Origin of the sequence: Chryseobacterium balustinum (assembly GCF_900168205.1) — a bacterium.
Taxonomy (GTDB): domain Bacteria; phylum Bacteroidota; class Bacteroidia; order Flavobacteriales; family Weeksellaceae; genus Chryseobacterium; species Chryseobacterium balustinum.
The window spans coordinates 130,175-156,009 of the sequence record NZ_FUZE01000002.1 but is presented as its reverse complement, the minus strand read 5'-3'; the positions used below and the strand labels follow the sequence as shown (position 1 = coordinate 156,009).

The following is a 25,835-nucleotide window of genomic DNA, read 5'->3' as shown; positions in this document are numbered from 1 at the left end:
GTTTACAGAATTTGTACCAACTGTTTCGTTAAATTTTTCCTAGAAAACTGCTCAATATTTTGAGTGTTTTCTAAAAGGTTTCCATTTTTCCACAGTTCGAATTTTTCTAAAATAAAATCTTCAATTTGTTTGGAATCATTGTATCCAAAATGTTTTCCGGCTTTTGTTTCATCTAAAATTTTTGCAACATCAGCTTCATTGGGTCCGAAAGAAATAATTTGTTTGCCCGTCGCTAAATATTCAAATATTTTTCCAGGAATAATGCCTTTTGAAGAGTCATTTGGAAAATTAGTGATCAACAAAAGGGAAGATTTCGCCATTTCATCAACCGCTTTATCGTGCGAAACGTAACCAAGATTCTGAATATGATCTTTTAAGCTTGATTTCTCAATAACTTCTAAAATTTTATCATCAATTCTCCCAACAAATTTTAGGTTAAAGTTTTCCGCAAAATCTGAATTGGTTTTCACTAAATTATCGAGTGCTTTCCAAAGGTTTTCAGGATTTCTTAATTGTTCTAAAACACCGATGTAACTTAGTGTAAATTGGGTTAGAGAGTTTGAGGGTTGAAGGGTTTGAGGGTTTGAGTCTGTTTCATCAAATCCATTGGTGATACAAAACGCATTCGCTCCGCTTTTACGGAAGTTTTCTGCATCGGTATAGCTTGTTGCCAAAGTGATATCTGCATTTTTAAAAACTTCAGATTCCAATTGGCGGTGTTTTTTATCTGATCTGTTGGTCAATTTTAAATGTTTATAATACGAAATTTCGGTCCACGGATCACGGAAATCGGCAATCCATTTTAAATTAGGAAATTTCTTTTTTAAATTTAAACCAATCAAATGCATCGAGTGGGGCGGTCCTGAAGTAACAATCGTCTCAATATTGTTGATTTTCAAATATTGCTCAAGAAATTGAGTCGAAGGATTAACCCAAAAAACGCGTGCATCGGGAATGAAAAAATTACCTCTCACCCAAATTGAAAGCTTAGATTTCCAACTTTGATTGCTGCCCACATCAAACTGCCCTGCTTTGAATTTTTTATTGCTTTTATTCAGTTTTTCTGCCAATTGATATGGTTCCCAGATTTTTGTTCTTACGATTTCCAAATCTTCAGGAACATCTTTCATTAAACTTTCATCCAATAAAGGATAGCTTGGGTTTTCAGGAGTATAAATAATCGGTTTCCAGCCAAATTCAGGAAGATATTTTGCAAATTTCAGCCATCGCTGAACTCCTGGTCCTCCTGCAGGTGGCCAATAATAGGTGATAATAAGAATTTTTTTATCTTCCATGAAATTAAGAATTCAAAAGGAATAAAATTTAAAAATCTTAACTTCTTAATTCAGGCCTCAATGTTTTGTTTACCATTAAGATTTAATTTAAGAAGTTAAGAATATTAAGTTTTTAAGCTTCGCTTATTAGATTTTTTCTTTAATTACAACGTTCTCTTTTTTCTTTTTATTTAACCAATAAATTCCGAAAGCACTCAATGCAATAAATAATCCGAAGCAAAGAAGAGAAATCCATTTTCCGGTTTCGATGACTTGTGGTTCAAAAATCATTTTGATATGATGATTTCCAGCCGGAACATGTACTGCACGCAATAAATAATCGGCTTTGATGTATGGGACTTCTTTTTCATCAACAAAAACTTTCCAGCCATGAGGATAATAAATTTCAGAGAAAACGGCTAATTGCGGAGTTTTAGACTGAGATTTGAACTCTAGTTCATTGGCCTCATATTTTGTCAGATTGATCGTTGCTGTAGAATCTGCCTGAACCTGTTTGTTATTGAAATAAGATTTATCAGAAGCATTAATAACAGCGGTTTTTTTACTGTCGATTTCTCCAAGAGATTTAATTTCTTCGTCTGGAGTATTTACAAATTTCAGATCACTTACAAACCATGCATTTCCATTGGCTTTAGGATTCGGAACAACTTGTGGCTCTCCCGGATTACCAAAGATCATGTACTTGGTGTTGAGTAAATTCAGAATTTTTGGAGTTTTTACGCTGTCGGGTTGTACGATATATTTATTTAATAAATCATCATAACGTCTCAGTTTCACCGCATGATAACCTCCGATTGAAGCTTTGAAATAAGACGTGTTGGTTTCACTTGTAGTTCCTAAGACCTGATTGTAAATTCGGTAATGTTTTTTATCATTTTCAGCAATCGTTTCCAAAGTCTTATTCACCGGAATACTTGCTAAAATCGATTGTAAGTTGGCATTATCACCTACTTTTTCAGCTAAATAATCTGATCCTTCAGTTTGGAAAGGGTTTTCAGCAAAGATCTTATCTACATAATTATCGTCATTTAAATAACGTTTATTAACAGTCCAAAGATCAAATAAACTCACCAATCCAATGATAACCAAAGCGATGTTTTGATTTAGTTTTTGTTTTAAAGCAAAGAATAAAACGGCTACCGTAATTCCAACATATAATAATGCTTTGATAGCATCTGTTCTGAACATACTGAAACGTTCATCAACCAAATAATCGAGCAGGAAAGGCGGTAAATAAACTTTTTCGTTATCCGTGGCAAAACCTAAAATTGATTTTCCGAAAACAATCAAAATTAAAGTTAAACCTAAAGTTCCACCTCCAACATACGTAAGGATTTTCTTTTTGTAGTCTTCTTCTAAAGTTTCACTATTGAAAAATCTGTATAATCCTATAATTGCAATTAATGGAAATAATAATTCCACAACAACTAAAATAGAAGATGGCGCTCTGAATTTGCTGTAAAATGGAACGTATTCTATAAAGAAATCTGAAAGCGGCATGAAATTGCTTCCCCAAGCCAACAAAATAGTTAGAATGGTAGCACCTAAAATCCAATAACGGTATTTTTTTGAGGCAAAAAAGAATCCTAAAAGTGCTAAGAAACAAACAATGGCACCTTGATAAGCAGGTCCGGAAGTTCCCGGCTGATCTCCCCAGTACGTTAGACTTCCAAATCCTTTAGAAATTCGGTCGTACTCGGCTTGTGAACTTACATTATCCTGAACAAGCTGCTGTACTTTTTCCATCATCTCTTTTCCTTCAGGTTCCTGGCTTCCGCCTCCCATCAATCTTGGAATAAATAGATTTAAAGTTTCCAGCTGCCCGTAGCTCCACATCAAGATACTTTCTTTGTCCATTCCTGTATTTCCGGCGGTATGGGTTTCGGTATTCAGAATTTGTTTTCCTCTTACTGTTTCTTTAATGTATTCGGAGTTTGCCATGATTCGCTGGGAATTCATTCCAACTCCGATTGCTAAAGCAGAAGCTATAATTCCTGATGAAATTAAAAAATGTTTCATCGGTACTTTCTTTGTTATCGCTCTTACAAGTTCAGAAATAAATAAAAATCCTAAACCTAAGAACAGATAATACGTCATTTGCGGATGGTTTGCAGCAATCTGTAATCCGAAGAAAAGGGTAGTGACAATAAATCCGAGGACGTATTTTTTTCTGATATAAACCAATAAAATTCCGGCTAAAAGTGGCGCGAAATATTCTATCGTGTTTACTTTTCCGTTGTGTCCGGCTGCAATAATGATGTAAAAATAAGTAGAGAGCCCAAAAAAAGTAGCTCCCAAAAGTGCGTATTTCCAGTTTCGGACGGCAACCATTCCTAAAAGGAAAAACCCTGAGAACAGTAAAAACAAATAATTAACCGGTCTTGGCAAAATATTCAGATAGCTGTCAACTTTTTTGATAATGTCGCCTTCAAAGCGGCTTCCCATCTGGTAAGTGGGCATTCCACCAAACATAGAGTCGCTCCAATAAGTTTCTTTATCATAATTGTTTCGATAATCAATTAACTCTTTTGCACCACCTCGATACTGTACAATATCATGCTGGAAAAGCTGTTTTCCTGTAAAAACAGGAGTAGAATATAAAAATGCTAAAACTAAAAATGCAATTAATGAAACTGCAATATATATTAAGTTTTTGTTTTTTGCCATCTCGGTTATTAAGTAGATTTTAATTTAGGTGTTTTAGAGAATCAAAATAATATTATCTTTTCTCTTTCACCTCTTCATAGTCCACAGTTTCTGCGTCCCACTTTACTTTTTGCTCAATATTCGTTTTTGAGTTTTTGGTTTCCTGCTGTTGATTGTTATTGGGTTTGAAGCCCATGAAATTATAAAACTTTTTAAAGAAAATTCTCTTCAAAATATTCCAGACAAAAAAAATAACAATAGTTGCGAGAACGATCTCAAAAATTCCTTTGATAAAAGACATATTACTTTTTATTTAATAATTCAAAGTTCAAGATTTCAAGTTTTAAAATTTCAAGTTCTAAAACTTTCAGACACTCAAACCCTAAAACTTATTTAGATGAAGGGTTTACCATTACAGAAGAGTTAGAAACACTTTTCATAGACTGAGTTTGCTTCCCGTCTGAAATAGATTCCACCTGCGTAGTTTTTACACTGATGTTTTGGTTGTTAATCCACCCTGTATTTTGATCAAACTTAATCGTTCCATTTTGAGACAATTCACTGCTCATGCTGTGAGTCATCGGACCTTGAGATTTTTTCTCTTCTTTTTTAGGAATTCCGCCAGTGATTGAAATTTCTACAATTCCGTTTCCTGCACTTTTCAATGTGTAGTTTGATGTTACTTTGATTTTTCCTGCTTCATCTGCACTTTCAGAAGTGCTCCATTTTTCACCGATTTTCGCTCCTTTTTTAGGAATTACAGAAAGGTTTTTTTCAAACTGATCTTTCAAAACTTTTTCGTTAAAGCTTTCTTTAAGGCTTGCTACAACACTAGCTCTTTGGTTAGCATCCTTGACGATGTTTTTAAGCGCATCAGAAATTTTTGTGTAGACAGCTTCAAATCCGGTGATAGAAATTACGTTTCCTTTCGTATCCATCTTCATATTCAGCTTGTTTCCGGTAAGTGCTTTGTTCACATTCCAGATCATTTTCAGATCATCTTCTTTAGGAAGAGGAAGCTTGGTATCTACGATAACAGTTTTTCCTTGTGCAGATTGAGAATTTCTCTTTCCAATCAGGTTGATGGTAAGATCATAAACATTCCCTTTGATATCATTTACTGTGAAACTCATTTCGTCAGTAGATTCGCTGGTTCCGGTCATGGTTTTACCTTGCGGATCAGTCATCGTTTTTGTATCTCTTTGGTACGTTGTCAAAGGATAAGTTTTTCCTTTTTCAAGTTTAAAAGTCTGCTTAAAAACGCCCACAGAATCTTTGATTGCAGCATCTGCTTTTACTTCTTTTACAGAGTCTGCAGGAACTTCTACAGTGATTGTTTTTCCTGTTTTAGGATCTATTTTGGTTACGGTTGCTGTTTCCTTTTTACATGAAACAAGTGCTATTGAGATTAGCGCTAATGCTGCTATGTTTTTCATTAAATAATTTTAAAAAGGTGAATTAAATTTTTGTGATTTTCTGTCTCATTGCTTCATATAAAATCGCTCCACAAGCTACAGAAACGTTCAAAGATTGTGTTTTTCCTTCTATCGGAAGTTTTATTTTTTCGTCTGAATGATGCAGAACTTCTTTAGAAATTCCGGTCTCTTCATTCCCCATTACAATGGCGCAAGGCGCAGTAAAATCAACGTCGTATATCAATTTTTGTGCCTTTTCGGTTGCAGAAAATACTGCAATTCCACTTTGCTGTAGGAAATCTACAACGTGAGCCAAATTCGGTTCTTTACAAATTTTAATGTTGTACATCGCTCCGGCTGAAGTTTTTATCGCATCAGAATTTACGGGTGCTCCTCCTTTTTCAGGAATTACAATCGCATCAATTCCTACACATTCTGCAGTTCTGCAAATTGCTCCGAAGTTTCTTACATCAGTTAATCTGTCTAAAATTAAAATGAATGGCGTTTTGCCTTCTTCAAATAATTCAGGAACAATATTTTCTATTCTGTGAAACGGAACATCAGAAATAAAAGCCACTACACCTTGGTGGTTTTTCCTTGTAAAACGGTTAAGTTTCTCTACCGGAACGTAGTTGGGACGTATTTTATTTTTTGCTAAAATAGCTTTCAGTTCAGCGTAAATCTCACCCTGCAATGCATTTTGTACAAAAATTTTGTCAATAGTTTTTCCAGCTTCAATAGCTTCCAATACGGGACGAAGCCCAAAAATAAAATCGTCTTTCATTGATTTGTCATAAAAATTATATGGTGAATGGTCAATTGTCAACTTTTTTTCGAAATCAATTTTCAACTATGTATAAAACTCACAATTGACTTTTGACTTGCGAAGCAAAATTTACAGACTGACTATCTTCCTTTTTCTCCTAAAATTGCTCTTTTCTGCGCCATTGCATAGCCATAGTGCAGACTTTCGTGCATGTTGTTAAAAATAATAGCATCCTGAATACTCTTCAAATCCATCCCGAAACTTGTGGTGTAAGGTGTGTAATCTGAAAAGAAATCACTGTCGAAATCTTTCATCAAAGTTTTTGAAGTTTCGGTCAGTAGAAATTCTAAATCCTCGACTTCAGATTTTTGAACATTCAGATTGGGTAACGTTCCTTTTTTGTACGTTTCGATCCAGTATTTATCAATTCTGAAAGGATTTCCACTCAGGTAATAATGCAGCAATTGCTGTGTAGCAACGGTGTGAGCAATATTCCAATAGATATTATTATTAAAACCATCCGGAATTAATAACAGCTCTTCATGAGAAGTGTCCTGAAGAATATCTAAAAGATTTTTTCTAACCTGTCTGTGAGCTTGAAAATGATAATTCATTTTGCAATATTTTTAATCTTCAAAAATAGTTTAATAAACTGAAAATGACAATTCTTGACCGAATCAATGAATGAAAATTTATAGATTTTTATGAAATTAATGATTTTGTTGAGATAAATTTATTAAAAGACCGATTATTAACCCTACATTTAAGAAAGAAGATTTAACAAACTTTAACTCAAATATGGCATTAATTGTGTTGATTAATGCAAGTATTTATCAGAAATTTACCCATTATTTTAATTCAAACTAATGTCAGATTCATATCAAGCAGAAGACATCCGTCAATTGACCGAAAAGGTTAAAGAACAAAATTATTTTTTTAATCTTTTGAGGCAGGAAATCAATAAAGCGATTATTGGTCAACATTACATGATCGATCGCCTTTTGATAGGGCTTTTAGGAAATGGTCATGTTTTGCTGGAGGGTGTTCCCGGTTTGGCAAAAACTTTAGCGATAAAGACTTTGGCAGAAGCGGTTCACGGCGATTTTTCAAGAATTCAGTTTACGCCAGATTTGCTTCCTGCGGATGTCGTCGGAACAATGATTTATAATATCAAAGAAAATGATTTTTCTATAAAAAGAGGTCCTGTTTTTGCAAATTTTGTTTTAGCAGATGAGATTAATCGAGCTCCGGCAAAAGTACAGTCTGCTCTTTTGGAAGTAATGCAGGAAAAGCAGGTGACCATTGGTGATGAAACTATGCCGTTACCGAAACCTTTCCTGGTTTTAGCCACTCAAAACCCGATCGATCAGGAAGGAACTTATCTTTTACCTGAAGCGCAAAGCGACCGTTTTATGCTGAAATGTAAAATTGATTACCCTGAATTTGAAGATGAAAGAAAAGTGATGAGAATGGTTTCTACTTCGCATCAACCTGAAATTAAACAGGTGATTTCATTGCAGAATATTGTTGAGGCAAAAGCAATTGTCAATCAAATTTATCTGGATGAAAAGATTGAAAAATATATTCTGGATATGGTTTTTGCCACCCGTTATCCTGAAAAATATGGACTTTCTGAACTGAAAAATTACATCAGTTTCGGAGCGTCACCAAGAGCATCAATCAACTTAGCCATTGCTTCGAGAGCTTATGCATTTTTGAAAGGGAGAGCTTTTGTAATTCCTGAAGATGTAAAAGCATTAGCACAGGATGTTTTAAGACACAGAATCGGACTTACTTTTGAAGCTGAAGCCGAAGAAATCACTTCTGAGGAAATTGTAAATAGAATTTTAGCTAAAATTCAAGCACCTTAAAATATGATTGATAGATGATGATTTATAAATGATATCATTTTGTATTATCAATCATCATCTATCAATTATCATTTATATTGGAAACCATGCAAATAAAAGATATTGTAAAAAAAGTCAAACAAATAGAAATCCGTACCAGAAGGAAAACGGAAGCTACTTTGATGGGGCAATATCACAGTGCTTTTAAAGGACAGGGAATGACGTTTTCCGAAGTTCGTCCTTATCAATTCGGAGATGAAATCCGCAGGATTGACTGGAATAAAACGGCTCGTTTCCGCGAACCTTTCGTGAAAGTAATGGAAGAGGAAAGGGAACTGACCATGATGATTCTGGTTGATATTTCCGCATCCATGGATTATGGTACAAAAACCCAACTGAAAAGAGAATATGTTGCAGAAATTGCAGCAAGTTTAGGATTTTCGGCAGCGGGAAATAATGATAAAGTGGGATTGATTTTATTTGCTGATAAAGTATATAAAGTGATTCCGCCCCAAAAAGGAAGGAAGCATGTTTTGTCGATGATCAGTCATATTTTGACTGCTGAATATATTCCTGCAGTATCAAAAATCGATAAAGCTTTAGAATATATGATGGGGATTTTTAAAAGAAAATCTCTTGTGTTTTTGCTTTCGGATTTTGAGGATGATTACGATTCTAAAATTTTGAGAGTGGCTTCTAGAAAACATCAGCTTTTGGGAATGAGAATTTATGACGAAAAAGATAACGAAATTCCGGATGTAGGTTATACTTTGCTCTATGATGCTGAAACAGGAAATCAGATTTGGGCAAATACTTCGAGTGCAAGATGGCGATATACATTTGCTGAAGCACAAAAACAGAAACAGAGAAATCTGGAAGAAGATTTTGCCAAATCTTCAGCCCAGTTTCTGAACATCAATACCGGAGAAGACTATTCAAAATTATTGTATAATTATTTTCAGAAAAAATAAAATAGAATTTGCTCTGTCATTCTGAGTGAAATGAAATGTAGAGAAGAATCTACTTTATTATATGAGATTCTTCCTTCGTCAGAATGATAACAAAATGCTAAAAATTTAGAAATAAAATTGAAAAAAATATTCTTATTACTCTCATTTTTTATCTGTGTAAATTCTTTTGCACAGCTGCTTTCTTCTAAACTGGAGAAAACGACGCTTGCTTTGGGAGAAATTAATCATTTGGTTATAAAAATAGATAATCTTAAAAGTCGTGCAGTAATTACAGCGCCAAAAGATGAATTATTGCCTTTTCATTTTGAAGAAATTTCAGACAGCATCAATATCAACGCCAATACGTATGAAAGAAAAATAGAATTTGCTGTTTATGAAGTAGGAGTTTTTAAAATTCCGGAACTTGAATTTAAAGTAGGCGACAAGCTTTTGAAAACCATTCCTTACGAAATTGAAGTTATTAATACTGCTTTGAAAGAAGATCAGATCAATGACATTATGAGCAATAAGGAAGTCGATTTAGAAGCAACCGATTACTGGCAACTTTATAAATGGTATGTCTTGGCGGCAATCGCTTTTATATGTTTAATCTTTGCGATTGTAATGTTTGTAAAGTATGGAAGAAGAAGCAAAGATTCTCCCGTTGTAGCGACAAATCAGACTTTAAAAGAATTAGATTCGTTAAAGAAGAAAAAATACATTGAAGACGGAGATTACCGTTCATTTTATGTGGAACTGATCGATATTTCCAGAAAGTTTATCACGAAACAATACCGAATTCCTGCAGATATTTTGCTGACGGATGATTTAATTGTTTTAATGAAAGAAAATAATACAATTTCGCAGGAGAACGAAAAAATTGTAGAAGATGTTTTCTTAAGAGGTGATTTGGTGAAATTTGCCAAAACATTCCCAGATAAAGAAGTGATGGAGAAAGATTTTGCTGAAATAAGAGACTTTGTGCAGCGCTCTTCCAAGGATTTAGAATTTGAAAACCTGAGAAAAGATGTTTGATTTTGAATTTTACAGTCCGTGGGTTTTTCTTTTGTTTTTGCTGTTTATTCCGCTTTTATTTAGAGATTTAAGTCAGAAAAAGAGAAAAGGAATTAAGATTCCCACTACCAAAAACATGAACAGCAGTAATGGTATTTTGCCTGTGCTTTTCTTATTGAAAATCTCAAAATATATCATCCTTTCAGCTTTGGTTATTGCCATGGCAAGACCTAGAACTTTTTCGGTTTCTCAAGATCGAGACGAAACAAAAGGAATCGACATCATGCTGGCTGTAGACGTTTCGCTAAGTATGTTGTCGAAAGACTTTGACCCGGATCGCTATGAAGTATTGAAAAAAATTGCAGTAGATTTTATCGATAAACGACCTAACGACCGATTTGGTGTGGTAAAATATAAGATGGAAGCTTTTCTGAAAGTACCTTTAACGTTTGATCATGATGCTGTAAAAGATGAAATAATAAACATGAACCAGCGGGAAATGGCAGATGGTACTTCCGTAGGAGACGGATTGGCGGTTGCCGTGAATCATTTGATAAAAAGCAAAGCAAAGAGCAAAATAATTATTTTGATGACTGATGGAGTAAATAGCAATGTGAAAAACCTTTTTCCACCGGAATTTGCTGCTCTTCTTGCTAAAGATAACCATATTAAAGTATATTGTATAGGGATAGGAACTAATGGGTATGCTTTAACGCCTTATGACTATGATGAGTTTGGGTATTTCTACAATGAACAAGAAGTTTCTATTGATGAAAATATGTTGAGAGAAATTGCTGTAACCACAGACGGTAAATATTACAGAGCAGATTCCGAAAGCAGATTACAGGAAATTTATGCGGAGATCAATAAACTTGAAAAAACCGATATCAATATTTCTAAGCTTTATAATTATGATGAGCATTTTAAACTTTTTCTTTGGATTGCTTTAGGAATGCTGGTTTTTGATGCTTTTTTACGTTGGGTACTTTATAAATTTTTAAGCTGATGGATTGGTATTTAGGAAATAATTGGTATCTGTTGTTATTGCTGCTTCTGCCGCTTTTATCATTTTTTCTGATGAGTTATCTGCGTTGGAAAAAAAGAAAAAGAGAATTATTTGCAGAGTCAAAATTTCATGAAAGTTTGTTTGAAAAAAATTCAGGATTTATAAAAATATTCCCTGTATTTTACTTTTTTGCAACACTTTTCTTGATATTTTCAATTATTGATCTTTTAAGTGGAGCCGAAAAAATAGAGACCAAGCAAAAGATGAATAACGTAATGTTTGTATTGGATGTCTCTAATTCTATGAATGCAGAAGATATTAACCCTGATCGACTTACCCAGGCTAAGAATTTGATCATCAATACAATGCATGAATTGAAAAATGATAAGATAGGTATCGTAATTTTTGCAGGTGAAGCAGTTTCTATCATGCCATTAACTACAGATTACAGCTCAGTAGAAAATTATATTACAGATTTGAGTACAGATAATATCACCATTCAAGGGACAGATTTTCTTTTAGCAATGGAAACTACAGCAACTAAATTTAAAAATATAAACAAAGGTTCAAGAAAAGTAGTTTTGATAAGCGATGGCGAAGATAATGAAGGGAACGATAATGCCGCAATAAGATTGGCAAACAAAGAAGGTGTAGCTATTACTTCTGTAGGGGTGGGAACTGATGAAGGTGCACCTGTTCCTGTTTATAGCAATGGTCAGCTTATCGGGTATAAATTTGATCAAAATGGGGAAACTGTTATTTCTAAAAGACAAACCGGAGCTCTAAAAAAAATGGCAGAATCTACAGGCGGAACTTACATCGACGGAAACAACATGAATGATGCTCCTAAAAGAATTGCTGACGAAATCAACAGAAAGGTTTCGGATACTGTTACCACAGTCAATTCTCAAAATGCTAATCATTATTATCAGTACTTTTTAGGCATTTCGATATTTTTCTTTTTAATGATTTTCTTATTTAATCCTAAAAGAGATTTTAATATTTAAAGGAAATCTGTTTTTAATTAAATACTTTAACCCAATTTTAACAAATAAGACGCTGTTTCTTAACATATAAAGGGATAATTTTGCAAGAGATGAATACTAAAATTGTATTTTTAGCGTTACTTTTTGCTTTTTCGTTCTCAGGTGCAGTATTTGGGCAGGAAAGTTATAAGACTTTAGTCTTTGAAGGCAATCAAAAATTTAATGCTAATGATTATGATGGCGCTTCTTCAAAGTATATGGAAGCCATAAAATCAAATTCTGGTGATTTTACGGCACATTACAATTTAGGAAATGCTTTGTATAAAAGAAAATTGTATCAGGATGCGAAAGAGGAATATGCAAAAGCTGAAAAACTTTCTCAGACTTTACTAGATAAAGCGGCAACGCTTCACAATTTGGGAAATACAATGATGCAGATGAATCAGCCGGATAAAGCCGCTGATTACTATAAACAATCTCTGAAACAGGATCCTTATAATGAGGCGACAAGAAAAAACTACGAGATTGCTAAGCTGAAGCAGAAGGAAATAGAAAGGAACAACAGCAAGAAAGACAACAACCCCGGTAAAAACGGAGGTGGAGAAAATAAAAACAAAGGAGAAAAAGGAGATTCTAAAAATCAAAAACAGGAGCAGGGCAACGGTCCTCAACAAAATAAAGGTGAGGATAATAAACCCCAAGGGAAAGGCGGTGAAGGCAAACTTCCTAAAGAATTAGAAAAAGCAATCCTGGATAGTATCAATGGCAGAGAGAAAAAAACTGCCAAAAGAATTTTAGACAAAAAATCTTATTCAAAGCCGCAAAGCAACGAGAAAGATTGGTGATGAAGCAAAAAATTATTTACACAATATTTACCCTCATATCTGTAATTTCTTACGGACAGGTAGAACTGTCGATGAGACCTGATAAAACAGACTACAATGGTAAAGAAATTGTAAACCTTACCATTATTTTAGAATTAAACGGCAATAATCTGGAGCAAAAAAGTAAAATCATGCTTCCCGATTTGTCAAAGTTTAATATGATTGGTAGTGGATCTTTCAATCAAATCGTAAATGATTCTGAAACCAATACCGCAATCGACCAATACATTACGCGTGTAGCTCTTGAACCTAAACAAAAAGGAAAAATAAGAATTGGTTCTGTATTGGTAAATGTCAACAACAAAATCTATAAAACTGAACCCTTCGATATTTTCATAAAAGATATTGTTGAGAAAAAACCGGTTGCAAATCTTGCCAATGAGGTTTATCTTAATATGGAAATTGAAGACCGCGAAGTTTATCAGGATCAGGCTACAGTTGCTGTCTTACGTGTTTATTCTAAAAATATGGATAATCTTCGAAAGGTAAAAAATATAAGACTTCCTCAGCAGGATAATATCAATGTACATGCAATCAATCTCAACAGATCAGAGATTGATCCTTCCGGTTATGCTAATATGGCATCGCAGGTTTTGGCTGTTTTCATGGTATTTCCCAATGAGTCTGGTTATGTAGAAGTACCTTCAGTTTCAGCTTCTGTAAATACTTATTCTAAGAAAAGTAATATAGCATCCAATAAAGTAAGACTTAATGTAAAAAAACTTCCCGAAGGTTCACCCGAATCATTTAAGAATGCTGTTGGTAATTTTAAAGTAGATATTTATTGCCCGTCAAAAGAAAAAATTGAAGCCAAAAAACCTGTAAATGTAACGGTAAAAGTTTCTGGCGAAGGTAATCTTGCCGACATGAGTCTTCCAAAAATTGAAGAATCTCCTGATTACGAAGTTTTTGCACCAAAAATTACCTCGAATGTACATACTGGTCTTACAGGAATGAAAGGTGAAGTTTTTGCTAAATATATTTTAATTCCTAAAAAAGCGGGTGAATTGATTGTGAAAACAGAAGCTTTTGCTTTCTTCAATCCTGCAGAAAAAGAATATGTGAATCTAGGACAGGAAAAATTAGGCTTAACTGCTTTTTCACATGATCAGGTTTTAGAAGCAAGATCTACAGTAGAAAAAGTAAATGATTATACAAATACGTTGCTTGAAACAGTTGATAGTCCGGTTTTAAAAACTACCTCTTTCAAAGTTAAAGAAAAAAATAAATTCAACTGGAATGTACTTTTTGTAAATATTGCGATATTAATTGGGTTATTTATCGCCTATATGTTGTTTAAATATTGGCAAAAAAAACAAAAAATAATTAAAGAAAAGCCAACCCCAAAACCTTTAGGTTCTGTTGCTGAAACTGAAAAAGAAATCAGAGAAAGTTTAAAAACCGATATCAGCGATTATTTTGCTTATCTTGAAAATCTGAAAATTTCTGGGGACTATCCTAAATTTTTTGAAACCTTTGAAGAAATGGATGCAGAAGTAAGAAGTCAGTATTTCCAAAGCTCTAAGGAGGATTTTAAAATATTTCTTGAAAGACAAAACGGCAAATCTGTTGCTGAAAAATATCAGGAATTATTGCAAAAGATTCAGATTGAGAAATATTCTCCGCTTACAACAGAAGACTCATTAAATGACTTATTAACCGATATTGTTAAATTATATTCTCTTATTAGTAAATAATCATTTTTTATTTATATTTTTGCGAAATTAATAATCGTAAGAAATGGAGGTTTTCAACAGTTTCTCTTTTAAAGAAGTTATTACCAGCTTTATGGTACTTTTCGCCGTTATCGACATCATCGGTTCGGTACCTATTGTGGTGAGTTTGCAACAGAAGTTCGGACAAATAGAAGCAGGAAGAGCTTCAATTACTGCCGGAGTAATTATGATTGTTTTTCTTTTTGTAGGAAATAAGATCTTAAAATTTATTGGAGTAGATGTCAATTCATTTGCCATTGCAGGAGCTTTCGTTATTTTTATCATTGCGCTTGAAATGATTTTAGGAATTGAAATCAACAAAACAACCGAAGCAAAATCTGCCTCCATTGTCCCTATTGCATTTCCTTTGGTGGCAGGAGCCGGAACTTTAACAACTACTTTATCTTTAAGAGCAGAGTTTCATGATATTAACATTATTTGTGGCATTATTCTCAATACAATTTTCGTATATTTGGTGCTGAAATCTGCGAAGTGGATTGAGAAGAAAATGGGAGAGGCGTCTTTGGCAATTCTTCAGAAAGTTTTCGGGATTATTCTACTGGCAATTTCAATTAAATTATTTACCGCAAATTTTGCGCAGCTGGTGCAGAATTATATAAATTTTTAGATCATGCAGAAGTTTTATAAAGTATTTTTAATCGTATTTGTCGTAATCATCGCTATCAATACGTATGCAATCGACTGGAATTCAGATATCACATCTGAAGATAATGTTAAATTTTTAATTTCAATCGCTTGCGGATTGTTGGGTGTTGGTTTACTTTTCATCCTGAATACTTGGAGTAAAATAGGCGCAAAGAAGTAATTCTTTGTACATAAAATATAAAACCTCTTTCATTTTGAAAGAGGTTTTTTGTTGGTTTAAATATTTTATTTTTATGAATGTAATATAACCAGATTTTTCAAGACGGCTTCAGATTTAAGCTCAGTTTCATTCCATTCTTTTTCAGAATTACTTTGAGCGGTAATTCCGCCTCCAACAAAGAGATGAACTGAATTTTTATATAATCTTGCGCAACGCAGATTAACGAAATATTGAATGTAATCTTCTGTTTCAATTTTGATGTAACCAGCGTACAATTCTCGAGGAAATTTTTCAACTTTTTCAATAATTTCTCTGCAAAAATCCTTAGGAATACCACAAACTGCAGGAGTAGGATGAAGTTCCTGAATAATAGAATCTAAGTTTTCAGGATTGATTTTTATTTTAAAATCTGTTTTTAAATGTTTAATGTTTCCAGAAATATGGTCATAAGTTTCAGACTCCTGAATAGAATGTGAGTCACGATATTTCTCTAAAATATTCCTGATGTAAGATGAAACAGGTTTCTGCTCTTCAATCTCTTTTTCAGTCCATTCTTCAGACGCAGGAATTGTTCCTGCAATGCTCATTGTTTCAAACTCGTGAGTCGATTTATTGTATTTTCCTAAAACTTCAGAAAAAGCACCCATCCATGAAGTTTCACCATCAAAAAATAAATATTTGAATGCATTTGAATAGTTTTTACAAAGATTATTAAAACTATTTTTTAAATCAATTTTATTAAAGTCTTTTAGAATTTTTCTTCTTGAAAGAACAAGTTTAGGAAGATCATTTTCTTTGATTATTTGAATGACTTCTTCCAGTTTTTGCAAATATTCTTCTTGAGTTTCTGCAATAAACTGAGATTCATCTTTTGGTAAAATTTCAGAAGTGATTTTTAAATTTTCAAATTCCGTAAGGTTTTTTTCAATGATTTTTCCGGCAATATCAATTTTTTCAGCATTATTAAAAGAGTGAAAATTGATTGAATTAGTGTTAGAATTTTCGTCCGTAGAATAAAGTTTCTCGTCAAAAGGAAATTTGAAATAGATCATAATTTTGAATCTTTCAGAAAACCATTATTTAGAAATAAAATAAGATATTCCTAAGCTGATTTTTCTTTCAGCAAAGGTATTATTAGTCTTAAAAATGTCAAAATCAAATGAAGAGTTTTTTAAAGAAAGATTTTTAATTTTAAAATGTTGATATTCTACATCAATCAAAAATCGGCTGAATATTCGATATTGCAAGCCTAAAGAAAATCCGAAGTTGATTTGATTGCTTTTAAAATCATCCAGTTTATTGAGAACATTATTTTCAGGAACTAAAAACTTCATTTTATAACTGTTTTTATTGGCCAAAAATCCAGCAAAAGGTCGCAGGTTTTTCCATTCATAGATTGCTTTTAACTGCAAAACATATTCTAAGTGTTTATTGTTAAATCTTTGAAAGAGTAGAGGTTGGTCGTCTTTAGAAAAGTAAAAACCGTCGAGGTAAGTTTCTTCTTTATTGGCATCCAAATCAAATGTAGAATTCCAAGAATAGATATTTGCAGAAAGCATTAATGAAAAATTCGGATCGATAATGCTTTTAGAAATCCATATTCCAAGATTTTGCCCGAAATGTTGATTTTTTCCTGACAGCATTTCAGCCCAACTAGCTTTTTTAAAACCAATTCCTGCCTGAATTCCGTATTGAAATCTTTTTGTTCTTAGCTTTTTTATTTGTTCTTCAAGTTCTTCTTTATCAATGTTTAGATTGATTTCTTTAATCTCTTCTTCTTCGATTTCCAAAGAAGAAAACTTTAAATTTGCAGGTTTTAATTTTATTGCTTTTTCAAGGTAAATAGTATCGTACACAATCACTTTTTCATACACATAAATGGTGTCTGTTTTTTTGCGTTGAGCGAAAGCGCAAGTAATGAAAATAACAGAAAAAAGTAAGATTATTTTTCTTAAAAACATGGTTGGTTTCGTTTTATCTTTCTATAAAAACAGTGTCTCGCTGAATGATCTTTTTTACTACAATCACTTTGTGAGAAACGGTTTCTGAAGAATCTTTATGAGTAATAATTTTTGAAGATACAGTATTTTTTGTTTTAATGAAATGGTTTTCTGATTTTAAATCTTGATCGTTTTCTGAAACTGATTTCTGGCTTATTCTTAGATTTTCTAAATTTTCACTTAAAAGTGGTTCTTCATTATTATTTATTTTTTTTTCATTGTTTGAACTCTTATTTTCTTCTGATTTAGAATTTAAAATATTGGAACTAAATGTTTGTATTAAAGAATTTTTAAGAGTGAAAAGTAAAACAGATCCTACAATAATAATGAAGAAAGTAGTTCCGATAATTGCTTTTTGTTTCCAGAAATTATGAGTTGAAGAAAACGAGAGCGTACTTGAGCTTATATCAGATGGAATTTCGAAATTTTGCGATGGTGAAATGGTAAAATCTGAAAACTTACTTTGAAAATTCTGAGCCCATAACAATCCTCCAAATCCAAGAAAAACTAAAATCTGTGCTGTTTTGTTTTTAGGAGTTTCATGGTTGACGAAATGTGTCATTAAATAGTTTTGCACCGATTTTTTAGCCCTCATCAAATGAGATTTTGAAGTATTGACCGGGATTTCCAGCAAGCCTGAAATTTCTGCGTGAGAATAGTTTTCGATATAATATAAATTGAAAACCGATTTGTGGTGAGAAGGCAAGCTGTCGATAGATTTCAACAGCTCTTCTCTCGTGAAATCATATGTTAAAATGTGTTTTTTTTCGTCCATTGCAGATGTTGTGATTTCGGTCAACGTGTTATCTGGGATTTCTGAGTTTTCGGTGGCAATAAAGGCGTCTTTACTGGCCTTTCGGATAAATTGCAGTGCATTATTGACTACAATTTTTTTTAGCCATCCGAAAATTGCTTTCTCATCTTTCAATTGATGATTTTTCTGAATCGCCGTTATAAAGCTGTCCTGCACAATATCTTCTGCATTTTGAAGATCTGGTATATATCTACGACAAATCCCCAAAAGTTTTGGGGAATGGTCGAGATAGATTTTTTGCCAATTGAGATTTTGCATCAAAATTAATCTATAAATATTGATAGAAGGCCTCCAACATTTGGGTCACTTGTTGATGTGAGTACCTGAGTTAGATTTTGAAATTCGACATCATTAATAAATACTTTAGCATAATCTCCAATATTTGAACCAGCTTTATATCTAATCGTATATACTTGTTGATTTTTCACATTGAAACTTCCAATTATATTATAGCCATTAGGGTCATTTAGTTGAACTAAAGTATTGTTTTTGTAATAAAAAATATTCCCGATATAATATTTATCGTTATCGATCCAAAGAATATCTAATATTTCTCCAGGAGGATTTGGGGGTAATTGTATTATAGCATTTGTGTTAATGTTCTTTAAATATTTCTGATTGTTCATTACATTTTTTATCAGAGCATATGTTCCTGAATTATCTATATGTAAGCTTTTAACATCAGAGTCATTGGCTAAAGAATGATATATATTATTTTTAAAAAATCCTGTTTCCCAAGTAAGAGGATTATATTGGTAATTCTTTCTAATGCTATAATAAATCTCATTATTTATTAAATCGTAAGATGAGTGAAAACCAACATTACTATCATTTGAAATTAAAGTTTTAATACCATTTTTCCAAGAATAGTAACTTGTAATAGGAGGTGTAGAAGAAGAATTATGGATTGTGATATAGCCGGAAAAATAAACATTACCGTTTTCAACTATCATTTTGGAGTTTATCCCAAAATAACTATTTGGGCCGGGGTTCGGAACATCCTCTAAATATTCATCTAAATTGTATCTATTTCCATTTTTCCATAAATAATGATGTTTTGATGGTAGATCAAAATTGTATTCACTAGTTTTCGAACCTAAAATATAAACATTGTTATTTTCAACAATAATTTGATGAGCATACAATCCTGTTCCGTTGGGTAAAATAATTTTTTGCCCATTTTTCCAATAACAAGCTTGATTACTTTCTGCACCGGAAATATAAAGGTCAACAGAATTAACATTTTTCTCCAGTCCTTCATCAATATCATTCTCCCTGCAAGAAAATACAAACGTCAGCAATAAAATAAAAGGTACAATTAAGGTTTTCATGGTTATTATTTTCTTTAAAGATGTAGAATTTTAAAAAGGTTGCAGTCGATTTTAATTAAATATCACAGGTTTTAAAATTTTAGGTATTTTCACAATGTGATAAGGTTGAGTCACAACTGTCGTCACGTTTCCCTGAAGTAATTTTTCTACATCCACTTCAATATTCTGAGTGTTCTCATCAACGGTTATAATATCAACAGAATGTCCACCGTTTGGATAAACTGCATCAATAACAACAATTACCATAAATTGATTAAAGTCGATATTGGTTTCTGTAAAACTAGCAGAAGGATGATTATTCTGACTGTCTATTTGACTTAGAAAGTTATTCCATTGTGTTGTGTTTGTAATCACTGTATTTTGTTGGGCAGCGTAATTTCCCATCAAATTTCCTTTTCCAATCAACTGAAAATTAATTTGGTTTTTATTCTCCAATTGTTCATCATCATGATTATCACGACAAGAAATTGTCATAAAAAATATGGAACAGAGTAAAAGGAGTAAATGTTTTTTCATGATATATAAATTTAAGGGTTTCTTTATATAAGATGAAAAAAAATAAAAAGGTTGCAGGATGCTTTAATTAAATATTAAAGATTTAGCGGTTTTAGGAATTTTCACAATATGATAAGGCTGAGTGATAAAAGATGTGACGTTTCCCTTTAACGATTTTTCTACATTGATAGTAATATACTTAGGGTATTCTTCCATTTTCGTAATCTCGATTGAGTGTCCACCGCTTGGATAAGTTTCATCTACTACAACGATAACTATAAATTCGTTAAAATCAATATAAGTTGTTATAAAACTAGCAGAAGTTTGATAAGTTGTGCTGTCTATTTGATTAAGAAAATTATTCCATTGTATAGAGTTTGTAATAATGGTGTTTTGAGGATTAACGTAATTTCCTATCAAATTTCCTTCTCCAATCAATTGAAAGTTAATTTGATTTTTATTCTCAATGTTTTCATCATCATTACGACATGAAGTTACAATGAATAATACGGAATATAATAGAATAATTAAATGTTTTTTCATGATGTGTAAATTTATGTTTTTCAATTACATAATAAATGAAAATCTAAAAAATTTTGTTGTAACATAATAAAAAAGACTCAAAAATTTGAGCCTCTAAATTTTATTTAAAATAAATTTCTTATCGGTTGATAATATTGTTCGTCATCGTTGTATGATTGATCAATTGGCCTTTTTCATCACGAATCTCGATCTCAGAAACATGCATTGTTTTGCCTTTTCTGATGAATCTTGCCACTGCAGTTACAATACCGTCTTTTTTACTTCTTAAGTGATTGGAATTAATGTTGGTTCCTACGCCAAAATATTTGCTTCCGTCAATAAAAATATTAGAAAGACTAGAGCCCATTGTTTCTGCTAAAACACAGCTTGCTCCACCATGCATAATTCCGAAAGGTTGATGGATGTTTGGTGTAACAGGCATTGTTGCAGTCAGCGTTTCGTTTTCAATATCAATATCGATAAAATGAATACCAATCGTTTTCGCAAAAGTTTCTTCACCCCAGTTGTTGATGAATTCTAATATCTCTTCTTTTGTTTTATCTTTAATGTACATATTTTTATGGATAATAAGTAATTGGTAATGAGTATTTTTTTAAGTAAAAAGTAAAAAGTAAAAAGTAAAAAGTAAAAAGTAAAAAGTAAAAAGTAATTTTGCTTCTAGCTTCTAGCTTCTAGCTTCTAGCTTCTAGCTTCTAGCTTCTAGCTTCTAGCTTCTAGCTTCTAGCTTCTAGCTTCTAGCTTCTAGCTTCTTCAGTGTCATTTCCCATAATATTGGGATTCCAGTTGGCTGGAATTTTTGGACCGATATCATTTTTAATATAATAATTTTGAATTTCCTCCATGACTTCAGCAAAACTTGCTGTTTCTAATCTTTCATAAGGAATTTGATATCCTAAATAAACGGTATTTCTTTTAAAATCTCCGGCTGCCAAAACAATAGGAACTTTTGCTGCTAATGCCATATGGTAAAAACCTTTTCTCCATTTCGGAACCCAGCTTCTTGTCCCTTCCGGAGTAATTACTAAACTGAAATCTTCTTTTTTAAACTCATTCGCAACAAAGTTAATCAAATCGTTTTTCTGACTTCTGTCGATCCCGATTCCGCCTAAACCTCTTACAACAGAACCATACCAAGCTTTAGTATGCGAATCTTTGATGATGATCTTTAGTTTTTTTCCTAATTTCCAATAGGCTAAGTTTCCTAAAATATATTCCATATTATGGGTATGCGGAGCTACAACCAGAATACAGCGGTCGAGATTGTTGACATCACCCTGGAGAACAACTTTCCAACCCAAAATTTTCAGTAAGAGACTACCTATCAGTTTTTTCATGAATTTTATATTTAAAACAAAAAAGTACAACCAAACTTTGGTTATACTTTACAAATATATTGAAATATTGTCGCTCTTAAAATAAACTGCTGATTAAATCTGCAATTTTTACTGCAATTTCTAAAACTACTTGTACCATGGTTTTGCTTTTTTGTGTTTGTTTTTATTATAGAATTTGGATATACGAATATAAAACTTTTTTACGAAATAGAATAGTTTTTTTTTAACTTATTTTCAAAATTACAGGAGAAGAAGAGTGTGAATTTCAAACGGTTGTCTTTCATTCACACCTTCCGCACTCTCTGAGGTTTGAATTATTTGGTTTTTATAGAGATTTTACTGTCACCGTCTTTAATCTCGATGTTTTTGATCTCATTTTCTTTCAGCTTGATGATATTTTTGATAGAATCAATTTTCTTTTTTGCATCGTGCTGCGGAACTTTTACTCCGTCAATAATGATACTGTCTTTGTCATCCGAGCTATATTCTATCGTAGAGCCGTTGATAGATATTTTATTCTTCTCGATTTGTAGTGTGCCATCGTGGTTTTCTTGGTCTTTTTCATCGTCGCCACGCATAGATATTTCATATTCTTTTTCATTGATAACTATCATTCTTGATGGAACCACCAATTCATAATCTAATCTGTAATCTCTGAATCTGTATTCATAAGGATACTCAAAATAGTTTGGAAGAAAAATCCTGTTATCTCTGATTTCCACAGGAACTTTCATTTTTAGTGGTTGATTGTATCCTTCCGCTTCTTTTTTAATAATAATATATGGCGTTTTAATATCGTCTCTTCTTGTAATTTCTACACTAGGATAATCTCTTTTGTAGATGGTTGCCTTATCAGAATAAATGTTATTAAAATAAGTATTGAAGTTTTCAGGGATCGCTACTTTTTTACTGTCAAGATAGATTGTATCATTTGGAGCTATGATAGAAACATTTTCATAATCCTGATTTTCTCCACTGTATCTGAAATTGAATTTAGATGCGCTTGCTGCCAATACTCCAATCAAAATAATCCAGATAATTCCTAATGTTCCAAGAACTGGTCCTACATAATTGAATTTGCTCTTTGGAGAGAATAATTTAATTGATAATAATAAAGACGCTACCCCGAAAATAATAGTTGGTAATGCGGCAATTGCTAATATCAGATAGCCAAGATTATTTTCCTCAAGATAGAATCCTAGATTATTATCCATACCGAATTTATCAGAACCATAAGCAAACATCATTGCGAATAATCCGATGAAACAACCTGCTGCCATTAATGCCAACCAAACTGCAAGACAATATTTAAGTACTTTTAAGATGGTGTCACCAGCTGATCCAATTTTCGGTTTGTTTTCATTGTAAATTTCTCCTGCTCGTGTTGTAGTTTCATTAGCGAATTGTACAATTTTGCCAGACTCTTCCTTTAGATTATCAAAGTTGAGAGGTTTACCCTTCATTTTCAAAAAATCTGAAGCCGTTTCTGCTTTTGGTAAAACAGCCCAAAGGATAAAATACAAAATTAAAACTAAGAAAGAAGATCCTGGGGCTACCCAAAGGAAAAGAAAAGAACCAACCCAAATCAATCTCATCCAGCTGATTTCCATCCCAAAATACGCTGCTAAACCTGCACAAACTCCGGCAATTTTTTGTCTTTCCGGATCGCGGAACAATTGCTTTTCAGAATTAGTACTATAAGAAAAAGCGCTGCCAGTCTTAGATTGTTTTTGTTTTCCTTCAGAAAAATATGCTTCCTCTTGTTCTTCTATTTTTTCAGGAGATCCGATTTGTGCAATTACTTTTTCTATATCTGTATCGTTTACTACTTCACGTTTACCTAAAGTATCTTTTAAAATTTCAACGATTCTGATTTCTATGTCATGAATTACCTCATCAGCTTCAGAAGCGTCTAAAGAGCTTCTCAGTGCATTAAGATAATCGCTGAGCTTTATGTATGCGTGTTCTTCTATGGTGAAAGAAAAACCTGCGAGTCCTATTGAGAGTGTCTTGTTCATAGCTTTTGTTTTTAGTGTTTTTGAGTGATTTGGGTTACAGAATCTGTCAATTCTTTCCAGGTGTTTTGTAATTCAGATAAAAAAGTTTCTCCTTTTTTTGTAATCTGATAATATTTTCTGGGTGGGCCTCCTGTAGATTCTTCCCATCTGTAAGAGAGAAACTCTCCGTTTTTTAATCGGGTTAAAAGAGGGTAGAGTGTTCCTTCCACGACATCCAGTTTTCCTTTTTTCAGCTCATCAATTAAATCAGAAACATACATTTCGCGGTTATTGATGAGGCTTAAAATACAGAATTCCAGAATCCCTTTTCGCATTTGCGCTTTGGTATTTTCGGTATTCATCTTTAATAGGTTTTGTTAATTAGTTATATAAATTTTCAGATTTCGGTTCCTAGCTAGTTGAACCTATTCTTATTTTACATTACAAAGATATGTAATTAAAATGGTAATATGCAATGCAAAGTAGTGAAATTATTTTTAAAAAGTATTTAAGATATTGTAAATCAGTTATATAAATTTGTTTTAAAAATCCGATCAATTATTAATTATGATAAATAAGCCCAGTTTTGATCTTAAATTTTTATATTTGTTATCAAGTTTTCCAGATTTTCATTCTGAAATTTTGATCTTAAAACTAACCAGCCATGAATTACTCTAGATTTCTAATGACATCAGTTCTTTTAGGTGGACTTTGCAGTGCACAAAACTTTTTTGAGTTACCAAATGTTTCAGAAAAATTTAATGTTATTGTTACTGCCGAAAATTGTACTGAGAATCAGTGTAGTGGGAAAACGATCATTGATCTTTATGATAAAAGTTCAATGAAGAAATACCAGACTTTATCTTCAGGTAATTTTTATTTAGATTTAAATGAAAATCGAAAGCCGGCTTTAGATTCATTAAAAAAATCGGTTGTTTTTGATGATTTTAATTTTGACGGAGCTGAAGATGTTGCCATTAGAAACGGAAATAATAATCAGGGAAGCCCTTTTTTTGAGGTTTATTTAAGTGATTCTTCTACGCAACAATTGATGCTAAATGATGAGCTTACCAATTTGGTTCGTTCAAATTCCGGAATGTTTACAGTAGATTCTGATCGTAAGAAGATTACTGCTTATTTAAAAAATGGCTGTTGCTGGAATCTTACATCAGAGTATCTTTTCGTTCCCGAAAGAGGACTTTTGAAGGTCTTAGAATTTGAAGAAGATACCAGTGATCTTAAAAAAGTAACCACCATAAAAAGAGAATTTATAGATTATAAATGGTTTGCAAAAACCACCATTTACCCTAGAGAGGTATATTTTAAAGAAGAAAATAATGAAAATACAGAAAGAAATTGATTTTATCATCGCCGTAGATGCTCTGAAAAATGTACAAAGAAGAAATTATAATGCAGATGATTCCAGAAGAGAAAATACCGCGGAACATTCTTGGCAAATCATTATTCTTGCTCAAATTCTTTTTCCGTATGCCAAAAACAGAGCCGATATTGATTTATTGAGAGTAATCAGAATGCTTTCTATTCATGATCTGGTTGAGATTGAAGCGGGTGATACTTTTCTTTTTGATGAAGCCGCAATGGTCGGAAAATTTGAAAGAGAAAAGCAATCTGCTCAAAATATTTTTGGAATTTTAGATGAGCCAATCCGTTCAGAATTTTTCAATCTTTGGCTTGAATTTGAAGAAGAACAAACTCCCGATGCCATTTTTGCGTGCGCAATTGACAGAATTATGCCTTTTATTCTCAATACTTATACTTCAGGAAAAAGCTGGACTGAAGCTAAAGTAACCGAACTGCAAATAAGAAATATGCTTGAAAATGCAATCAGCAGGGCTTCTGATGAAATGGGAGATGCTTTTCAGACTTTATTAAACTTAAATTTAGAGAACGAAAAAGTCTTAAGATAGTTTTTCATACGTTCGTAAATTTTACAGATTTTCAATTTTT

Annotated in this window: 27 protein-coding genes; 11 read left to right on the top strand and 16 right to left on the bottom strand. The window is 32.6% G+C overall.

What is annotated here, in order from left to right:
* Positions 1–2: 2 nt before the first annotated feature.
* From B5X64_RS04305 to B5X64_RS04280, 6 genes are all read right to left on the bottom strand, one after another.
* Positions 3–1,295 (bottom strand): glycosyltransferase family protein, encoded by a 1,293-nt coding sequence (locus tag B5X64_RS04305; protein ID WP_079464081.1) that lies wholly within the window; start codon positions 1,293–1,295, stop codon positions 3–5.
* A 126-nt stretch (positions 1,296–1,421) separates the two neighbouring features.
* Complete coding sequence (locus B5X64_RS04300; RefSeq protein ID WP_079464080.1) at positions 1,422–3,962, bottom strand: YfhO family protein; 2,541 nt, start codon at positions 3,960–3,962, stop codon at positions 1,422–1,424.
* Positions 3,963–4,014: 52 nt separating this feature from the next.
* Positions 4,015–4,242 carry a hypothetical protein gene (locus B5X64_RS04295; protein ID WP_079464079.1) on the bottom strand — a complete coding sequence of 76 codons (228 nt, stop codon included), beginning with the start codon at positions 4,240–4,242 and terminating at the stop codon, positions 4,015–4,017.
* 88 nt (positions 4,243–4,330) lie between these two features.
* The gene (locus B5X64_RS04290; RefSeq protein WP_066681419.1) at positions 4,331–5,377 is read right to left on the bottom strand and encodes a DUF6263 family protein; all 1,047 of its coding nucleotides are present in this window, start codon (positions 5,375–5,377) and stop codon (positions 4,331–4,333) included.
* A 22-nt stretch (positions 5,378–5,399) separates the two neighbouring features.
* Positions 5,400–6,140 (bottom strand): 23S rRNA (guanosine(2251)-2'-O)-methyltransferase RlmB, encoded by a 741-nt coding sequence (gene rlmB / locus B5X64_RS04285; RefSeq protein WP_066681467.1) that lies wholly within the window; start codon positions 6,138–6,140, stop codon positions 5,400–5,402.
* Between the two features lie 122 nt (positions 6,141–6,262).
* On the bottom strand, positions 6,263–6,736 hold the full coding sequence (locus B5X64_RS04280) for a DinB family protein (RefSeq protein ID WP_066681421.1): 474 nt from the start codon (positions 6,734–6,736) through the stop codon (positions 6,263–6,265).
* 252 nt (positions 6,737–6,988) lie between these two features.
* Here B5X64_RS04280 and B5X64_RS04275 point away from each other — a divergent pair, with 252 nt between their 5' ends.
* The 9 genes from B5X64_RS04275 (at position 6,989) to B5X64_RS04235 (ending at position 15,353) form a co-directional block, all read left to right on the top strand.
* Positions 6,989–7,993: an AAA family ATPase gene (locus B5X64_RS04275; RefSeq protein ID WP_076561858.1), complete on the top strand. Its 1,005-nt coding sequence runs from the start codon at positions 6,989–6,991 to the stop codon at positions 7,991–7,993.
* A gap of 86 nt (positions 7,994–8,079) precedes the next feature.
* On the top strand, positions 8,080–8,943 hold the full coding sequence (locus B5X64_RS04270) for a DUF58 domain-containing protein (RefSeq protein WP_079464288.1): 864 nt from the start codon (positions 8,080–8,082) through the stop codon (positions 8,941–8,943).
* A 117-nt stretch (positions 8,944–9,060) separates the two neighbouring features.
* Positions 9,061–9,957, top strand: a complete 897-nt coding sequence (locus B5X64_RS04265; RefSeq protein ID WP_420808107.1) for a BatD family protein — start codon at positions 9,061–9,063, stop codon at positions 9,955–9,957.
* Positions 9,950–10,942, top strand: coding sequence for a VWA domain-containing protein (locus B5X64_RS04260; protein WP_079464077.1), 993 nt, complete (start codon positions 9,950–9,952; stop codon positions 10,940–10,942). Before B5X64_RS04265 ends, B5X64_RS04260 begins: the two co-directional genes overlap by 8 nt.
* Entirely contained in the window at positions 10,942–11,949 is a 1,008-nt protein-coding gene (locus tag B5X64_RS04255; protein WP_079464076.1) for a vWA domain-containing protein, read from the top strand. The genes B5X64_RS04260 and B5X64_RS04255 overlap by 1 nt, the downstream gene beginning before the upstream one ends.
* Before the next feature lie 89 nt (positions 11,950–12,038).
* Positions 12,039–12,773: a tetratricopeptide repeat protein gene (locus B5X64_RS04250; protein ID WP_079464075.1), complete on the top strand. Its 735-nt coding sequence runs from the start codon at positions 12,039–12,041 to the stop codon at positions 12,771–12,773.
* Positions 12,773–14,509 carry a BatD family protein gene (locus B5X64_RS04245; protein ID WP_079464074.1) on the top strand — a complete coding sequence of 579 codons (1,737 nt, stop codon included), beginning with the start codon at positions 12,773–12,775 and terminating at the stop codon, positions 14,507–14,509. Before B5X64_RS04250 ends, B5X64_RS04245 begins: the two co-directional genes overlap by 1 nt.
* A gap of 43 nt (positions 14,510–14,552) precedes the next feature.
* Complete coding sequence (locus B5X64_RS04240) at positions 14,553–15,155, top strand: MarC family protein (RefSeq protein WP_066681434.1); 603 nt, start codon at positions 14,553–14,555, stop codon at positions 15,153–15,155.
* Between the two features lie 3 nt (positions 15,156–15,158).
* Positions 15,159–15,353, top strand: a complete 195-nt coding sequence (locus tag B5X64_RS04235) for a hypothetical protein (protein WP_066681436.1) — start codon at positions 15,159–15,161, stop codon at positions 15,351–15,353.
* A gap of 71 nt (positions 15,354–15,424) precedes the next feature.
* Here the strand turns inward: B5X64_RS04235 and B5X64_RS04230 are convergent, their stop codons facing one another.
* From B5X64_RS04230 to B5X64_RS04185, 10 genes are all read right to left on the bottom strand, one after another.
* The gene (locus tag B5X64_RS04230; RefSeq protein ID WP_079464073.1) at positions 15,425–16,405 is read right to left on the bottom strand and encodes a chorismate-binding protein; all 981 of its coding nucleotides are present in this window, start codon (positions 16,403–16,405) and stop codon (positions 15,425–15,427) included.
* Positions 16,406–16,429: 24 nt separating this feature from the next.
* Positions 16,430–17,314, bottom strand: a complete 885-nt coding sequence (locus B5X64_RS04225; protein WP_066681439.1) for a hypothetical protein — start codon at positions 17,312–17,314, stop codon at positions 16,430–16,432.
* A gap of 13 nt (positions 17,315–17,327) precedes the next feature.
* Positions 17,328–18,425 (bottom strand): RNA polymerase sigma factor, encoded by a 1,098-nt coding sequence (locus tag B5X64_RS04220; RefSeq protein ID WP_079464071.1) that lies wholly within the window; start codon positions 18,423–18,425, stop codon positions 17,328–17,330.
* A gap of 5 nt (positions 18,426–18,430) precedes the next feature.
* Positions 18,431–19,498 carry a hypothetical protein gene (locus B5X64_RS04215; protein WP_079464069.1) on the bottom strand — a complete coding sequence of 356 codons (1,068 nt, stop codon included), beginning with the start codon at positions 19,496–19,498 and terminating at the stop codon, positions 18,431–18,433.
* A gap of 51 nt (positions 19,499–19,549) precedes the next feature.
* The gene (locus B5X64_RS04210; RefSeq protein WP_123920965.1) at positions 19,550–20,014 is read right to left on the bottom strand and encodes a protease complex subunit PrcB family protein; all 465 of its coding nucleotides are present in this window, start codon (positions 20,012–20,014) and stop codon (positions 19,550–19,552) included.
* 63 nt (positions 20,015–20,077) lie between these two features.
* On the bottom strand, positions 20,078–20,536 hold the full coding sequence (locus tag B5X64_RS04205) for a protease complex subunit PrcB family protein (RefSeq protein WP_079464067.1): 459 nt from the start codon (positions 20,534–20,536) through the stop codon (positions 20,078–20,080).
* A gap of 118 nt (positions 20,537–20,654) precedes the next feature.
* A complete protein-coding gene (locus tag B5X64_RS04200; RefSeq protein ID WP_079464287.1) occupies positions 20,655–21,083 on the bottom strand; it encodes a PaaI family thioesterase in 429 nt (142 codons plus the stop codon).
* Between the two features lie 187 nt (positions 21,084–21,270).
* Positions 21,271–21,870 (bottom strand): 1-acyl-sn-glycerol-3-phosphate acyltransferase, encoded by a 600-nt coding sequence (locus B5X64_RS04195; protein ID WP_079464066.1) that lies wholly within the window; start codon positions 21,868–21,870, stop codon positions 21,271–21,273.
* Between the two features lie 314 nt (positions 21,871–22,184).
* Entirely contained in the window at positions 22,185–23,888 is a 1,704-nt protein-coding gene (locus B5X64_RS04190; RefSeq protein ID WP_079464065.1) for a PspC domain-containing protein, read from the bottom strand.
* Positions 23,889–23,899: 11 nt separating this feature from the next.
* Positions 23,900–24,229: a PadR family transcriptional regulator gene (locus B5X64_RS04185; protein ID WP_079464064.1), complete on the bottom strand. Its 330-nt coding sequence runs from the start codon at positions 24,227–24,229 to the stop codon at positions 23,900–23,902.
* A gap of 302 nt (positions 24,230–24,531) precedes the next feature.
* On the opposite strand from B5X64_RS04185, the gene B5X64_RS04180 reads away from it, so the two are divergent.
* Positions 24,532–25,227, top strand: a complete 696-nt coding sequence (locus B5X64_RS04180; protein ID WP_079464063.1) for an XAC2610-related protein — start codon at positions 24,532–24,534, stop codon at positions 25,225–25,227.
* Positions 25,205–25,795 carry an HD domain-containing protein gene (locus tag B5X64_RS04175; RefSeq protein ID WP_079464062.1) on the top strand — a complete coding sequence of 197 codons (591 nt, stop codon included), beginning with the start codon at positions 25,205–25,207 and terminating at the stop codon, positions 25,793–25,795. Before B5X64_RS04180 ends, B5X64_RS04175 begins: the two co-directional genes overlap by 23 nt.
* The last annotated feature ends 40 nt before the right edge of the window (positions 25,796–25,835 follow it).

Excerpts from the sequence above, each read along its gene's own strand:
- B5X64_RS04305 (WP_079464081.1), bottom strand. The coding sequence starts at position 1,295 with ATGGAAGATAAAAAAATTCTTATTATCACCTATTATTGGCCACCTGCA.
- B5X64_RS04300 (WP_079464080.1), bottom strand. The coding sequence starts at position 3,962 with ATGGCAAAAAACAAAAACTTAATATATATTGCAGTTTCATTAATTGCA.
- B5X64_RS04295 (WP_079464079.1), bottom strand. The coding sequence starts at position 4,242 with ATGTCTTTTATCAAAGGAATTTTTGAGATCGTTCTCGCAACTATTGTT.
- B5X64_RS04290 (WP_066681419.1), bottom strand. The coding sequence starts at position 5,377 with ATGAAAAACATAGCAGCATTAGCGCTAATCTCAATAGCACTTGTTTCA.
- rlmB (WP_066681467.1), bottom strand. The coding sequence starts at position 6,140 with ATGAAAGACGATTTTATTTTTGGGCTTCGTCCCGTATTGGAAGCTATT.
- B5X64_RS04280 (WP_066681421.1), bottom strand. The coding sequence starts at position 6,736 with ATGAATTATCATTTTCAAGCTCACAGACAGGTTAGAAAAAATCTTTTA.
- B5X64_RS04275 (WP_076561858.1), top strand. The coding sequence starts at position 6,989 with ATGTCAGATTCATATCAAGCAGAAGACATCCGTCAATTGACCGAAAAG.
- B5X64_RS04270 (WP_079464288.1), top strand. The coding sequence starts at position 8,080 with ATGCAAATAAAAGATATTGTAAAAAAAGTCAAACAAATAGAAATCCGT.
- B5X64_RS04260 (WP_079464077.1), top strand. The coding sequence starts at position 9,950 with ATGTTTGATTTTGAATTTTACAGTCCGTGGGTTTTTCTTTTGTTTTTG.
- B5X64_RS04255 (WP_079464076.1), top strand. The coding sequence starts at position 10,942 with ATGGATTGGTATTTAGGAAATAATTGGTATCTGTTGTTATTGCTGCTT.
- B5X64_RS04250 (WP_079464075.1), top strand. The coding sequence starts at position 12,039 with ATGAATACTAAAATTGTATTTTTAGCGTTACTTTTTGCTTTTTCGTTC.
- B5X64_RS04245 (WP_079464074.1), top strand. The coding sequence starts at position 12,773 with ATGAAGCAAAAAATTATTTACACAATATTTACCCTCATATCTGTAATT.
- B5X64_RS04240 (WP_066681434.1), top strand. The coding sequence starts at position 14,553 with ATGGAGGTTTTCAACAGTTTCTCTTTTAAAGAAGTTATTACCAGCTTT.
- B5X64_RS04235 (WP_066681436.1), top strand. The coding sequence starts at position 15,159 with ATGCAGAAGTTTTATAAAGTATTTTTAATCGTATTTGTCGTAATCATC.
- B5X64_RS04230 (WP_079464073.1), bottom strand. The coding sequence starts at position 16,405 with ATGATCTATTTCAAATTTCCTTTTGACGAGAAACTTTATTCTACGGAC.
- B5X64_RS04225 (WP_066681439.1), bottom strand. The coding sequence starts at position 17,314 with ATGTTTTTAAGAAAAATAATCTTACTTTTTTCTGTTATTTTCATTACT.
- B5X64_RS04220 (WP_079464071.1), bottom strand. The coding sequence starts at position 18,425 with ATGCAAAATCTCAATTGGCAAAAAATCTATCTCGACCATTCCCCAAAA.
- B5X64_RS04215 (WP_079464069.1), bottom strand. The coding sequence starts at position 19,498 with ATGAAAACCTTAATTGTACCTTTTATTTTATTGCTGACGTTTGTATTT.
- B5X64_RS04210 (WP_123920965.1), bottom strand. The coding sequence starts at position 20,014 with ATGAAAAAACATTTACTCCTTTTACTCTGTTCCATATTTTTTATGACA.
- B5X64_RS04205 (WP_079464067.1), bottom strand. The coding sequence starts at position 20,536 with ATGAAAAAACATTTAATTATTCTATTATATTCCGTATTATTCATTGTA.
- B5X64_RS04195 (WP_079464066.1), bottom strand. The coding sequence starts at position 21,870 with ATGAAAAAACTGATAGGTAGTCTCTTACTGAAAATTTTGGGTTGGAAA.
- B5X64_RS04190 (WP_079464065.1), bottom strand. The coding sequence starts at position 23,888 with ATGAACAAGACACTCTCAATAGGACTCGCAGGTTTTTCTTTCACCATA.
- B5X64_RS04185 (WP_079464064.1), bottom strand. The coding sequence starts at position 24,229 with ATGAATACCGAAAATACCAAAGCGCAAATGCGAAAAGGGATTCTGGAA.
- B5X64_RS04180 (WP_079464063.1), top strand. The coding sequence starts at position 24,532 with ATGAATTACTCTAGATTTCTAATGACATCAGTTCTTTTAGGTGGACTT.
- B5X64_RS04175 (WP_079464062.1), top strand. The coding sequence starts at position 25,205 with ATGAAAATACAGAAAGAAATTGATTTTATCATCGCCGTAGATGCTCTG.